At 54.3% G+C, this 13,499-nt stretch carries 11 protein-coding genes; 6 read left to right on the top strand and 5 right to left on the bottom strand.

All coding sequences use genetic code 11. The annotated features are described in order from the left end of the window. Positions 1-3: 3 nt before the first annotated feature. A complete protein-coding gene (locus RHJ80_RS01510) occupies positions 4-273 on the top strand; it encodes a YciI family protein (RefSeq protein ID WP_310801327.1) in 270 nt (89 codons plus the stop codon). Positions 274-298: 25 nt separating this feature from the next. Here RHJ80_RS01510 and chlP read toward each other — a convergent pair whose 3' ends face one another. Further along, positions 299-1,507, bottom strand: a complete 1,209-nt coding sequence (chlP, locus tag RHJ80_RS01505; protein WP_310801326.1) for a geranylgeranyl reductase — start codon at positions 1,505-1,507, stop codon at positions 299-301. Positions 1,508-1,788: 281 nt separating this feature from the next. On the opposite strand from chlP, the gene gpmI reads away from it, so the two are divergent. Both gpmI and RHJ80_RS01495 read left to right on the top strand, forming a co-directional pair. Next, positions 1,789-3,384: a 2,3-bisphosphoglycerate-independent phosphoglycerate mutase gene (gene gpmI / locus RHJ80_RS01500; protein WP_310801325.1), complete on the top strand. Its 1,596-nt coding sequence runs from the start codon at positions 1,789-1,791 to the stop codon at positions 3,382-3,384. Between the two features lie 76 nt (positions 3,385-3,460). Continuing rightward, entirely contained in the window at positions 3,461-5,272 is a 1,812-nt protein-coding gene (locus tag RHJ80_RS01495) for an ABC transporter ATP-binding protein (protein WP_310801324.1), read from the top strand. Here RHJ80_RS01495 and RHJ80_RS01490 read toward each other — a convergent pair. Both RHJ80_RS01490 and RHJ80_RS01485 read right to left on the bottom strand, forming a co-directional pair. Continuing rightward, complete coding sequence (locus RHJ80_RS01490) at positions 5,269-7,749, bottom strand: HAD-IC family P-type ATPase (RefSeq protein WP_310801323.1); 2,481 nt, start codon at positions 7,747-7,749, stop codon at positions 5,269-5,271. The two genes, RHJ80_RS01495 and RHJ80_RS01490, sit on opposite strands and share 4 nt — an antisense overlap. A 3-nt stretch (positions 7,750-7,752) precedes the next feature. After that, positions 7,753-8,184 (bottom strand): universal stress protein, encoded by a 432-nt coding sequence (locus tag RHJ80_RS01485; RefSeq protein WP_310743271.1) that lies wholly within the window; start codon positions 8,182-8,184, stop codon positions 7,753-7,755. A 763-nt stretch (positions 8,185-8,947) separates the two neighbouring features. Here RHJ80_RS01485 and RHJ80_RS01480 point away from each other — a divergent pair. The 3 genes from RHJ80_RS01480 to RHJ80_RS01470 are packed head-to-tail and all read left to right on the top strand — an operon-like array spanning position 8,948 to position 11,811. Further along, entirely contained in the window at positions 8,948-10,102 is a 1,155-nt protein-coding gene (locus tag RHJ80_RS01480; protein WP_310801322.1) for a Re/Si-specific NAD(P)(+) transhydrogenase subunit alpha, read from the top strand. A 24-nt stretch (positions 10,103-10,126) separates the two neighbouring features. After that, positions 10,127-10,405, top strand: coding sequence for an NAD(P) transhydrogenase subunit alpha (locus RHJ80_RS01475; protein WP_206200761.1), 279 nt, complete (start codon positions 10,127-10,129; stop codon positions 10,403-10,405). 5 nt (positions 10,406-10,410) lie between these two features. Continuing rightward, positions 10,411-11,811 carry an NAD(P)(+) transhydrogenase (Re/Si-specific) subunit beta gene (locus RHJ80_RS01470; protein WP_310801321.1) on the top strand — a complete coding sequence of 467 codons (1,401 nt, stop codon included), beginning with the start codon at positions 10,411-10,413 and terminating at the stop codon, positions 11,809-11,811. Here the strand turns inward: RHJ80_RS01470 and RHJ80_RS01465 are convergent. Together RHJ80_RS01465 and trpC are read right to left on the bottom strand one after the other, a co-directional pair. Next, positions 11,808-12,521 (bottom strand): HAD family phosphatase, encoded by a 714-nt coding sequence (locus tag RHJ80_RS01465; protein ID WP_310801320.1) that lies wholly within the window; start codon positions 12,519-12,521, stop codon positions 11,808-11,810. The genes RHJ80_RS01470 and RHJ80_RS01465 overlap by 4 nt on opposite strands. Before the next feature lie 11 nt (positions 12,522-12,532). Beyond that, positions 12,533-13,459 carry an indole-3-glycerol phosphate synthase TrpC gene (gene trpC, locus RHJ80_RS01460; protein WP_206200758.1) on the bottom strand — a complete coding sequence of 309 codons (927 nt, stop codon included), beginning with the start codon at positions 13,457-13,459 and terminating at the stop codon, positions 12,533-12,535. Positions 13,460-13,499 lie beyond the last annotated feature (40 nt).

The raw sequence follows: 13,499 nt of genomic DNA, 5'->3' as shown, positions 1-13,499 counted from the left end.
CAAATGACCAAATTTGTGGCTTGGGGACGCTACTGTGAGGATGTCCTCGAACGGCGTGCCCCCCATCGCCAAGCACACCTCGACGGCCTTGCGGCTCAAAAAGCCCAAGGGGTGCTCATCACCATTGGTCCTACGAAAGACTTGCGCTACTTTTTTGCCATTTACGAGGCGGATAGCGAAGAGACCGTGCGCCAATTGATTGAAAACGACCCCTACTGGCAGCATCAGGTGTGGACAGAGTACAGCATTCATGAGTGGATCCAAGCCCTCTAAGGGCGAGGGCGGATCCGCAACTCACTTAGGGCGCAAGGGCATTGCCCCGCATCAGGCTACCAATCGTTTTTGCCGTAATTTTCAACTGCACTAAGGGATTAGCCGGCACCACCGTCTTGTAGAGGTAGCTATCGAAGGTGAGCTTCTGTACATCAATATCGCTACACATCTCCACAAAAGCCTCACGGGTGGCATCGGAGCGATAAAAGACCCGTTGTAGCAGATCTAACACTAGGTACGTCATGCCGTAGGCTTTGTCCCAGCGCTTCAGGTAGAGCTTGAGATCTGCTTCGGTGGGGATACGGCGACCGCTGTTGGAGGTCTCGACAATGGTTTCAGCGCACATGCGGGCTGACTTGGCGGCAAAGTAAATGCCTTCCCCAGAAGACTTGGTGACCGTACCGGCTGCATCTCCCACCAGAGCCACGCGACCGACCACCCGCCGCGGCCGCGGATGCTCAGGAATGGGGTGAGCTTCCACTTTAATAATTTGCCCCCCTTCCAGTTTGGCAGCAGCACGGGCGCGGATTCCCGCTTGCAACTCCCGAATGCGATCTTTGTTAATCTTCATGGTGCCGGTGCCCACGGCCACATGGTCATATTTCGGAAAAACCCATGCATAGAAGTCTGGGGACACGTCATCCCCTACATACATTTCTGCCAACTCGTTGTAGTAGGCCATTTTGTCCTCAGGCAGGCGGATGCGCTCCTGATAGGCAATGGCGTAGTTGTAATCGCCGGCATCAATTTCCTTGGCAATGCGGGAATTTGCCCCATCGGCACCAATCACCACATCCACTTCAAGGGTCTGAGCTGTGCCATCCTCTTGGACATAGTGGAGGGTGTAGGGCTGATCGCTGGTGGCGGGCTGCTCCAGCTTAAAGACGGTGCCATTGATCAAGTTGGCGCCCAAATCCGCCGCCCGATTGCGCATAAAGCTATCGAGGACTTCGCGGCGACACATACCGATATACTCGTGGTCTTTGAGGGTATGGCCAATGTTCACCTCGATATTGGAGGGGGAAATCATCTTCATTTTGCGCACGCGGCGGTCAATGATTTCCGGCGGCAAGTCAAATTCACTGACCATGCACAGGGGGATCGCACCGCCACAGGGCTTGGCATTGTCTAATTTACGTTCAAAGAGATAGGTCTGGATTCCGGCTTTGGCTAAGGTTTCGGCGGCTGAGGAACCCGCTGGACCACCACCGACCACTGCTACCCGAAGTGACAACGGACGACTCCCAACTTTGGCTAACAAACAACAGTTTGGATACTATCACGGCAATTTTTTGTCTTCAAGGATTTAATCCCGAAAAGCCGCATCTGTAACAGTTTTCAACATTTGGCCATCGTTGATCCGCTAGGATAGATCCATCTATTGATGCAGAATTGATCCAGCCTGGGAAGTGTAGCAGAAGCTACCCAATTTGTCTCTCGCGGTCGAGAATGGTATCATTTGCGAGGTTGTAAAACTTACACCATTTCCCAGAGAAGTTAAGGTAGGGCATTCACATGGCACCGTCTCCTGTTGCGCCCGTTGTTTTGATGATTTTGGATGGCTGGGGTTATCGCGAAGAGACTTACGGTAATGCGATCGCCCTTGCTCATACGCCAGTGATGGATAGTTTGTGGCAAGTCTACCCCCACACGTTGATTGATACCTCTGGGAAGGCAGTGGGACTCCCCAAGGGACAAATGGGTAACTCCGAGGTGGGACACTTAAATATTGGAGCTGGGCGCATTGTGCCCCAAGAGTTGGTGCGTATTTCCGATGCCGTCGAAGAGGGGAGCTTCTTTTCCAATCCCGTCCTCGTGAACCTCTGCCAAACGGTGAGGGAACGCAACGGCAAGCTCCATTTTATCGGTCTGTGTTCTGCAGGCGGGGTGCATTCCCACATTGATCACCTCTACGGCTTGGTGGAACTGGCCAAGCGCCAGAACTTGCCCGCTTGTATCCATGCCATTACCGATGGTCGCGATACACCCCCCCGCGATGCCGCAGGTGTCCTTGAGGAATTGGAGCAACGCCTGAAAACCATTGGCTGCGGACGAATTGTGACGGTGAGTGGTCGCTACTATGCCATGGATCGCGATCGCCGTTGGGATCGTACCGAGGCGGCCTACCGCGTCATGACCAGCAATGAAAATATTCAACCCCTGCGGGCGGTGGATGTCGCCAGTAAGTCCTATGCCCAAGATATTGGCGATGAATTTATTGTCCCCACGCGCATTGCTGAAGGAGCCGTTGAACCCGGCGATGGCGTGGTGTTCTTTAATTTCCGTCCCGATCGCGCCCGCCAACTCACCCAAGCCTTTATTGACCCTGACTTTAGCGGCTTTGAACGGACGCTAATTACGCCTTTGGAATACGTGACCTTCACCCAATACGATGCCAACTTTAACTGTGGTGTCGCCTTCCCGCCCCAAAACCTCAATCATATCCTTGGGGAAGTGATTGCCGAGCATGGCCTGAAGCAACTGCGGGCAGCGGAAACGGAAAAATATGCCCACGTCACCTATTTCTTCAATGGCGGCCTTGAGGAACCCTTCCCCGGCGAAGATCGCATTCTCATCCCCAGTCCAATGGTGGCCACCTACGATCAAGCGCCAGCCATGTCTGCCCTTGCCGTCACAGAAGCGGTTAAGGAGGCCATTGAGAAACAGGAATATGCCCTAATTGTGGTGAACTTTGCTAACCCCGATATGGTGGGGCACACGGGGCAATTAGCGGCAACAATTCAAGCCATTGAAACCGTGGATCGCTGTGTAGGCGTATTGGTGGAAGCAACAACAAAGGTGGGGGGCACGCTGCTGATTACCGCTGATCATGGCAACGCTGAGTACATGATTGACGAGGACGGTAACCCTTGGACGGCTCACACCACTAACCCCGTTCCCTTCATCTTGGTGGAAGGGGAGAAACGCAAAATCCCCGGCCATGCTACAGATGTGAGCCTGCGAGAGGATGGGTGTCTGGCGGATATTGCGCCAACAATTCTGGAAATTTTGGGGCTGCCTCAACCCCCTGAGATGACCGGGCGATCGCTGATTGCCAGTGCCCCCTATGAAACGCGCCTCAATCGCACCCCAGTCTCTGTGAAGGTCTAAGGGCATTCTCAACCCAAGAGCGACGGCAGAAAATTTTAAGAAATCTTAAAATAAGAACAGTGCTTGTCCTGTTTTTATGGCCACGTTTCGCTCCATTCTGGGTTACTATCGCGCCTATCGGGGGATGGCGATCGCCAGTATTACCGCAGCTAGTCTCTGCGAACTGGTGGATTTGCTCGTGCCCTATGCCATTGGTCAAATTCTCAACCTGCTCTCGCAACAACCCCTCGATCCGCCAGTGGTGGCGATCGCCCATACGCTGCAAACATGGACGGGCTGGAACAATGCCTTTGGCGTCAATCTCACCGTTCTCGGCAGTATTGTCTTTTTGGCCACTGTGGTGCGTGCCCCAATTCAACCGTGGCTGGGGGTATGGTTCCACTGGTGGATTGCCTTGGCTGCCCGCCGCGACCACACTCGCAAAGCCGTCGAGAAAATCCTGACGCTGCCCCTAGAATTCTTTGAGGAAAACAACCCGGGTCGCATTGCCAATCGTGTTAGCAAAGGGATTTCCAACCATACGTGGAGCTATCCCGAAATTGCCGGTCAACTGATTCCCAAACTGGTACGGGTGCTGGGGATTGGCGTGATTGTCTGGTGGCTTGATTGGCCGATCGCCCTTGGACTGTTGCTCTCCTTTACAGTGATCTTGGTGCTGACCCTGCGCACCCTGCGACGGATCATTCAAAAGGAAGAAATTCTCGATAGCCACATCGAAAGCACAGAAAGCCGCACCTCAGAAATCATTACCAATATCAAAACCGTCAAGGCCTTTGCCACGGAAGCCCGTGAACTCGCTCGTCAACAGCAGCGCCTCGATCGCGAGTTCAAGATGGTCATTGACCGCATCCATCGCGGCTATATGCACCTGATTACTTGGCAGGGAACCGTAGTCCAGTTCTGTCTTTTCAGTTTGTTGGGGTTTTCCCTAGCAGCCACGATCGCCGGCCGGGTCTCCATTGGTCACTTTATTACGATTTACACCCTTGCCAGTATGGCCTATGCCGAAATTACCCCCCTCTCGCAGGTGTCGGAGGTGTTTGCGCGCCGCTATGCCTCCATTTTGCGCTTCCATGAATTTATGGAATTGCCCCCCGGTCGCGATGCCATTGATCTGGAGCAACAGGAGATTCCTAGCCTGAAGTTTTCGGGCAAAGTGGATTTTCAGCACGTTTGGTTTAGCTACACGCCGGGGCGTCCCATTCTGCGGGATATTAACTTACTGATTGAACCCTGCCAAACGGTGGCCTTGGTGGGGCGATCGGGTTCCGGGAAATCTACCTTGATCAAGCTGCTCTTTCGCTACTTCCAGCCGGATCAGGGGCAGATTCTCATTGATGGCCAAGATATTCAAACCCTCGATGTCCGCGCCTATCGCCGCCGTTTGGCCATTGTCCACCAAGAGGTGGATGTCTTTAATGGCACCCTCTGGGATAACCTCACCTATGCCAATCCTGAGGTCAGTGCCGACGCCGTCTATGAGGCCTGTGCCATTGCGCGGGTGGATGAATTTGTGCAGCAGTTGCCCTTGGGCTATCGCACAATTGTGGGTGAACGGGGCTTGCGGCTTTCGGGGGGACAGCGGCAGCGGTTAGGGATTGCCCGTGCCCTCTTAGCAGATCCCGATGTGTTGATTTTTGATGAAGCGACCTCAAGTCTGGATTATGAATCGGAGCGGGAAATTCAACTGGCCCTGCGCTCCATTACGGGTACTCGCACAATGATTGTGATTGCCCACCGTCTCAGTACGGTTCGGGATGCCAATCAAATTGTGGTTTTGGATCAAGGGACAATCCGTGAGCAGGGAGACCATGAGACACTCCTCGCCCAAGGGGGGGTGTATGCCCATCTCTACTCGATTCAGCGCGATCGCGCCCCCCATGCCTAACTGAGATCGACACCAAGGAAGCGATCCAAAAGCCGATAGCGCCAAAAAGCCCGCAAGACCACCACCCATAGCAAGACAATCAGCACAATCAATGCCCATAGTGACCACGACAGGGGTTCCAACTCGGCCACTGCCCGTAGGGTCGGCGAGAAGCTGATGATCAGGAAGGCAGCCAGCAGAGCTAAAACCACAGCAACATAACGCCAGTTGCCCACTAAAGGTGCGCCGCCAACCCATATGGGATGGGGAGGTTTGAGAAACAGGACTAAACAAAGGGAGGCCAGCATCAGGGTCGTCACCAAGGCCGTGCGGGCGATCGCCACACTCTGCCCCAGTTCTAAGAGCACCTCGCGGCCATTCAACAGCGTTGGATCAAAGCGTCCTTGGAGCAATTCCACAAGGGGCGTCAGTTCCCGTGCCAAAACCCCCAAGTACATGAAAATGGCCAACAGTGCGAGGCTTAGGGTGGCGGGGATGACAAAGTGCAACAATGAACGAATCAGCGATCGATGGGGACGCGGCCCCGGCACTGCCCAAAAAGCCACCGCCAAGGTCGGCAGACCCACCCCCCACAGGGTGAGCAGGCTATTGTGCTTAATCAGCAGCGGAAAGGCGCGCCCTGCCATGACGGTGACTAGACAAAGCAAACTAAAGCTAAAGACCCGCACCAAAAAGAGCTTCGTGACATCCTGAATGCCGTTGTAGATGCGCTGTCCTTCCCGAAAGGCGGCTGGTAAGGCGGCAAAGGAATCCGCAAGCAATACAATATCAGCCACATTCCGGGTAATGGCACTGCCACTTTCCATAGCAATTCCCACGTTGGCCTGCTTCAGGGACAGCACATCATTGACACCATCGCCAATCATGGCCACCTGATGCCCAAGGGCGCGTAGTCGAGTCACGAGTTTCGCCTTTTGCTCGGGGGTAATGCGACCAAAAACCGTGGCTTTCTCAGCCATTTGATCAAAGCTAGGATCATCCATGGCGGCGAGTTCTGTGCCGGAGATGGCGATCGCCCCATCATCGAGACCCACTTGTTTCGCAAGGGCAACAACGGTTTCCGCGTGGTCGCCGGAGATAATTTTGATTTGAATTCCGGCTTGCTGAAAGCGTTCTAGAACCTCACGGGATTGGGGTCGCAGGCGATCGCCCACCCAAATCACTGCTAAGGGTTCAAGATCTGGGGGCAAGAGGGCAGTCTCCTGCCGCTCATCCCATTGCGGATCACTGCAACTACGGGCAAAGAGAAGCACCCGCAATCCCTGCTGCCGTCCCCGCTGGAGTAATTCAGTCACCTCAGGGGAGAGGTCTTCAGCCTTGAAGAGAACATCCGGTGCCCCCAAGATAAACGTTTCCGAGTCCTGCCACGCTGCGGCACTCCACTTGTAGGCGGAGGAAAAGGGAATTTCGAGGCGGAGGGGCTGGGGCCTGCCGTCAAAGGCCTCCGTGAGGGCAACAAGGGTGCGGTTCGGAGCACTAACACTGGCGGTAAACGTGGCAAGAGCTGCTTTTGTCTTTTCCTCTGTCTCGGTGAGGGCGTACCAGCTATGGAGTTCAAGGGCATTGGCCGTCAGTGTGCCCGTTTTATCAAGGCAGAGAATATCGACGCCACTGAGGGACTCAATGGCATTCACCTGCTGCACCAAGACATTGGCACGGGAGATGCGCAATGCCCCCAAGGCATAGGTGAGCGTAATTGTCAGATACAAGCCCACGGGGACAAGACCCGCCACCACTGCCGCCGTTTGCACACTCATTTGTAGGGTGGTCAGGCGTACCAACAGCGAAAGCAACACCAATAGCCACAGGAAAATGGCAAGGGCAAGGATGACGCGAATAATCAGGTTAATTTCCCGTTGCAGGGGGGTCAGTTTGTGGTGGTAAGTTTTGGCGGCAGCAGTTAGTTGATGGGCGGTACTGGCTTCCCCCACCTGTTCGGCGACATAGGCAGCGGCACCGCGTACACAAAAGCTCCCGGAGTACAGGCGATCGCCCGCTTGCTTGGAGATGAGATCCGACTCCCCTGTGAGCAAGGACTCATCCACTTGGATCTGTCCATCACCAACGACAGTGCCATCGGCAACGATTTGATCCCCCGGCTCCAAAAGGAGAATATCCCCTTCTACGACTTCTGCGGGATCAATAATGGCCTCTTGGCGATCGCGCAGCACCTTGACACGGGGACGGGTGAGGAGGCTAATTTCATCCAACTGCCGTTTGGCGCGAATTTCTTGCAGGATGCTAATGATGGCATTGAGAAACACCACCACGATGATGGCGGCCACATCTCCCGGACGACCTAAAAAGAGCAAAATGACGCTAATAAAAGCAAAAACCCCATTGATAAACGTGAAGAGGTTTTCCCGCAAAATGTCGCCATAGGTGCGATTGCTTTCACTCGCTTGACGGTTAATGCGACCTCTGGCTTGCCGCTCCGCCACTTCCGCCGCTGTCAGACCCGTCAATGGTGCTGTCATACCCTAAGTTTCCGCTGACTTAACCACAAACACCGAACAGGGGGCATCCGCCACAACGGCGCCACTTACTGAGCCTTGCACAACCCGCTCAACCCCCGTGAGGCCGCGACTCCCCAGCACAATCAGGTCTGCCCCATAGATATTGGCCAAGCGTAAAATTTCCTCGACGGGGTCACCGGTAACAATTTCAATTTCCGAGTCACAGGGGAGGTGGCTTTGGAACTGTTGTAAATGCTGCTCAATACTACGGTAGGTGCCCATTTGCGGATGCAACGAGGGGCGATCGGCACTGACCCCAAACCCCGCCTCTGCCGGTGAGATCACATGACTGAGAATCACTTGGGCATCTGGGTCAAGATTTAACTGGGTCACCGCTGCCATCACCCGTGCCGATAGCTCACTGGTATCGAGGGCCACTAAAATTGTTTTGAACATGCCTGTGACTCTGTACTTGCAATCTCCTAGTCTGCCACAAGAGCGCAAGTAGCGGTCAAACTGCCCTTCTGGATAGCTATTCGCAATGATTATTAACCACACCTATCGGTTTATTTTCCTGAAAACTCGTAAAACTGCTGGCACCAGTAATTGCCCTCTCCCAGTTTTGTGGTAGTCAGGATGTCATCACACCGATTCGCTGGCAGGATGAGCGCATCCGTCGTCAATTGGGTTATCCAGAGCCTCGCAATTTTCGTGCTCCCTTGGTTGACTATCGGTTGTCAGACTGGCTCGCTCTCTTTTATCAGGGGTCTAAGCGCAAGTGTAATAATCACTTCACGGCTGCCGAAGTTAACAACGCGATTAATCCCGACATTTGGCATAACTACTTTAAGTTTTGCTTTGAACGTAATCCCTTTGATAAGGCAATTAGTCGCTATTACTAGGAAATTCCACCGGCAACCCCAAATGAGGTATAGCTCCTTTGAGCATACAAAAGGATGACGAGGGGAAATTAAGTAAAAGTACTCAATGATAATGTCAACATTTGTTACAAACGTTACTGGGGATCATAAGACTTGTGGAGAATCCCCATGAAATGCTGACATTTCCTCGCATTCGTTAGGGGATCGCAGTAGCTTGAGTATCAGTACAGGACAGCAGGTGAATGTGTTGTGACGGTGTCGGGCGGTTATAAAAATGCCCGGATGAGTACACCAAGGAATTGTTCTGTCAAGACTGCAAACCCTATCCAAGAGTGCCTATGAAAGTTGGGGTCGTTAAGGAACGCGAAGTGGGTGAACAACGGGTTGCCCTGATTCCCGAAGTCGTTGCCAAGCTGGTGCAGCAGGGGTATCACCTCTGTGTGGAGTCCGGTGCAGGGGATATGGCTCACTTCAGCGATGATGACTACCGTGCAGCAGGTGCGGAAATTGGTTACTCCATTGAAGAGGTCTGGGGCGGTGTGGATGTGCTGCTCAAAGTGGCGCCGCTGCGCGATCGCGAGGTGGAGTGGATTCGACCCGGCACCACCTTAATTAGTTTTCTCAATCCCTTGGGCAATCCATGGCAGATGCAACACTTGGCAGAGCGGCAGATTACTGCCTTTGCCCTCGAGTGCATTCCCCGCACGAGTCGTGCCCAGAGTATGGATGCTTTGTCTTCCCAAGCAGCGGTGGCAGGCTATGCGGCGGTGTTATTGGCCGCTGCTAATTTGCCGCGCTTTTTCCCGATGTTGACGACGGCAGCGGGTACGATTCCCCCCGCTAAGGTGTTTGTGATTGGAGCAGGGGTGGCTGGCTTGCAGGCGATCGCCACCGCGCGGCGTTTGGGAGCTGTGGTTGAAGCCTTTGATATTCGCCCAGCGGTCAAGGAGGAAGTACAAAGCCTCGGTGCCAAATTTGTCGAAGTCAACCTTGAGGAGGATACGGTTGCTGCCGGCGGCTATGCCAAAGAGGTTTCTGAGGCGGCGAAGCACAAAACCCAAGAGGCGATCGCTGCCCATGTCCACAGTGCCGATGTGGTCATTACCACTGCTCAAATTCCCGGCAAGCCTGCCCCTCTTTTGGTGACAGAACGGATGGTGGCCAGCATGAAACCGGGTTCGGTGATTGTGGATTTAGCCGCTGAGCAGGGGGGCAACTGTGCCTGCACAGAACCGGGGCGCTCTATTTGTCATCAGCGGGTCACCATTATTGGCCCGATTAATCTGCCCTCGACAATGGCGGTGCATGCCAGTCAAATGTATGCCAAAAACATTTCAACGCTCCTGAAGTACCTTGCTCCCAAGGGGGAATGGGTGTTGAACTTTGGCGATGACATTGTGGATGCCGCCTGTGTCACCCATGAAGGGCAGGTTCGCAACCCACGGGTACTGCAACTGCTGCATCCTGCCCCAACCTTGGCAACAACGGTTTAGAGATGTCCCTAGAGGATTCGTTCTATGACAGATCCCATTCTTGTCGGTCTGATGATTTTTGTGCTGGCCAGTTTCATTGGCTTTGAGGTGATTAACAAAGTCCCGCCCACGCTGCATACTCCCCTCATGTCTGGTTCCAATGCCATTTCGGGGATTGCCGTAATTGGTGCCCTACTGATGGCGGGGAGTGGGCACACCACTTTAACGGTGGTCTTGGGATTTATTGCGACAGTGCTCGCCACGATTAATGTGGTGGGCGGTTTTTTGGTCACGGATCGCATGTTGCAGATGTTTAAGCGGTAGGAACCATGGATTGGCTAACACGCATTGAAGAATTGAGCTATCTGGGTGCTGCGGCGCTCTTTATCCTCGGTTTGAAAAAACTGGGGTCTCCGGCCACGGCCCGTCAAGGAAATCGTCTTGCCGCCTTGGGGATGTTGATTGCGATTGTGGTCACGCTCCTCGATCGCCAGATTATTAGCTATACGGGCATCCTAGCGGCCATTGGCCTCGGCAGTGTCATTGGCGCGATCGCTGCCTACAAAGTGGAAATGACGGCCATGCCCCAGATGGTGGGGTTACTCAATGGCTTAGGAGGGGCGGCCTCTGCCTTGGTGGGCATTGGGGAATTTTGCCGCATTGTGGCCGTGGGTGAACCGCTGACCCCCAGTACGCTGATCACGATTATTTTGGGGGTGCTGATTGGTGGCGTCACCCTTACTGGTAGCCTTGTTGCTTTTGGTAAACTTCAGGGATTGATTTCGGGAACCCCGATCATTTTCCCGATGCAGCAGGCGATTAACCTCGGCTTGCTGGTGGCTTTCTTGGTGGCCAGTGGCTGGGTGTGGTTGGATCCAAGTCAGATGCCGATTTTCTGGGGCTTGGTGGCGATCGCCAGCATTTTGGGGGTGCTCTTTGTCCTGCCCATTGGCGGTGCTGATATGCCGGTTGTGATTTCCCTTTTGAACTCCCTTTCGGGCTTGGCTGCCAGTGCTGCGGGCTTCATCGTTGGCAACAGTATGCTGATTATCGCGGGTGCCTTGGTGGGGGCTGCGGGGCTGATTCTGACCCAAATTATGTGCAAGGCCATGAATCGCTCCTTGGCCAATGTGCTCTTTAGTGGCTTTGGTAGCTCGACCACAGGCAGTGCTGAGGGTAGTGTTCATACCACCGCGAAGTCAGTGCGCACCATTGACCCCGAAGAAAGTGCGATGATGCTGGGTTATGCCAAATCTGTGGTCATTGTTCCCGGCTATGGGATGGCGGTTGCCCAAGCGCAGCACAGTGTCAAAGAACTGGCAGATCAACTGGAGCGGCTGGGTGTGGATGTCAAATACGCGATCCACCCGGTGGCAGGTCGCATGCCCGGTCACATGAATGTGCTGCTTGCCGAAGCCAATGTCCCCTACCCCCAACTCAAGGACATGGAGGACATTAATCCAGAGTTTGAGCATGTGGATGTGGCACTGGTCATTGGTGCCAATGATGTCGTGAATCCAGCCGCGCGCACGAACCCCGGTAGCCCTGTCTATGGGATGCCCATTCTCGATGTGGATCGGGCACGACACACGATTGTGATCAAGCGCAGCCTCAATCCGGGCTTTGCCGGTATTGACAATGAGTTGTTCTACAAGGACAGAACTCTAATGCTGTTTGGCAATGCCAAGGAAGTGCTCAATCAACTCATTGCTGAGGTCAAACACCTTTAGGCAGTTGCCCTAGCCACGCGACGGTCAAAAACAGGGGCAATTTCTGCTAGGTCAAACTGATCAAGGCGATCGAGCACCCACTGACAACGACGCTGGAGCATGTGAAAGGGATAGGTGTGCGCGACCCCCAAGACTTTGACACCAGCTTCACGGGCGGATTGCACCCCCACCAAGGTGTCCTCGATCGCCAGACAATCAGCGGCTGTGAGATCGCCCCCTAGGGCTTGCAAGGCTGCAATGGCACGGAGATAGGGGTCGGGATAGGGTTTGCCGCGTTCCACACTTTCGGCACTGATAATGCAGTCCACAATGCCAGTCAAGTTTCCCCGCTCAAGAGCCAAGTCCACATCGGATTGCAGGGCACCGGTGACAATGGCAATTTTCAATTGCGCAGCATGGAGTTTCTCCAGCAGGGCGATCGCCCCCGCAAAGAAGGGAAAAGGCTCCATATTGGCCAAGCGTGCGCGGTAGGCAGCTGCCTTTTGTGCCACCAGTTTGTCGAGATAGGCCGGGGTCACTGCCCGGCCGCGGCGACTGAGGAGATTATCCAAACAGGCGCGATCGCTGCGTCCCAAGCAAAAGAGATCGTATTCCCCCCGCTGGGGTCGCAAGTTCTCTTGCAGCAGAATCTCATCAATGAGGGCGGCATGGATCGCCTCATCATCAAGGATCACCCCATTGAAATCCAATAAGACTGCCTTCAGGGGCATAGTTAACTGCGCTACTTGTGTGCCAACTCTGGGAATAACTGCTGAATCCGTGCTTGGAGTTGCTCCGCAGCGCTGAGGTGCGCCATCTCTGCTGGGGGTCGCATAAGGGATTCTCCCACCAAAATCGCCTTGGCTCCCGCTTGGGTCACCCGCTCAACATCGGCGCGCTGATGAATGCCCGATTCACTGACCACGAGGATGTCGCGATCGCGCAGTTGCGCCCCATAGGTGGCCAAAAGCTGTTCAGTGGTGGCTAGATCAACACTAAAATCCGTCAAATTGCGATTGTTGATGCCCACCAACTGTACGTCCTCCAGCTCAAGTACCCGTTCCATCTCCTCGGCGCTGTGCACCTCCACTAATGCGGTTAGCCCCAAGCCATGGGCAATGCGCAGGAAATAACGCAGATCGCGATCCGAGAGAATGGCAGCGATTAAGAGAACCGCATCAGCGCCCCGCAACCGCGCTAAGAACATTTGGTAGGGGTAAATGATAAAGTCCTTGCACAGCAGTGGCACGTCCACCACTTGGCGAATTTGAGCCAGGTACTCAAAACTGCCTTGGAAAAACTCACTGTCCGTTAGGACGGAAAGGCAAGTCGCGCCAGCGGCAACATAGGCTTGGGCGATCGCCACCGGGTCAAAGTTGGGGCGAATCACCCCTTTACTGGGAGAGGCCTTTTTGACCTCGGCAATCAGTGCTGGCTGGGTGACAGGGTTTTGCAGCGCGGCGAAAAAGGAGCGTACGGGTGGTGCATCGAGTACCTGACGTTGCAAGTCCGGCAGGGGCAGCACTTCCCGCAGTTGCTCTACCTCCTGTTCCTTGTGCCAAACGATTTTCTCAAGGATATTGCGGGGAGCTTCATCGGCCACCGGTACTTGGTAGTGGAGGTTGCGAACGGTTACAGCGGGATTAGGGGGACGCCGGCGAATTTGCATGATGAGTGTCGTATGGAGTTGCAACAGTTGAACACTAAGA

This window comes from Thermosynechococcus sp. QS41 (assembly GCF_031583515.1).
Lineage (GTDB): Bacteria > Cyanobacteriota > Cyanobacteriia > Thermosynechococcales > Thermosynechococcaceae > Thermosynechococcus.
The sequence above is the reverse complement of the archived record's forward strand: the minus strand, read 5'-3'. Positions and strand labels throughout refer to the sequence as shown.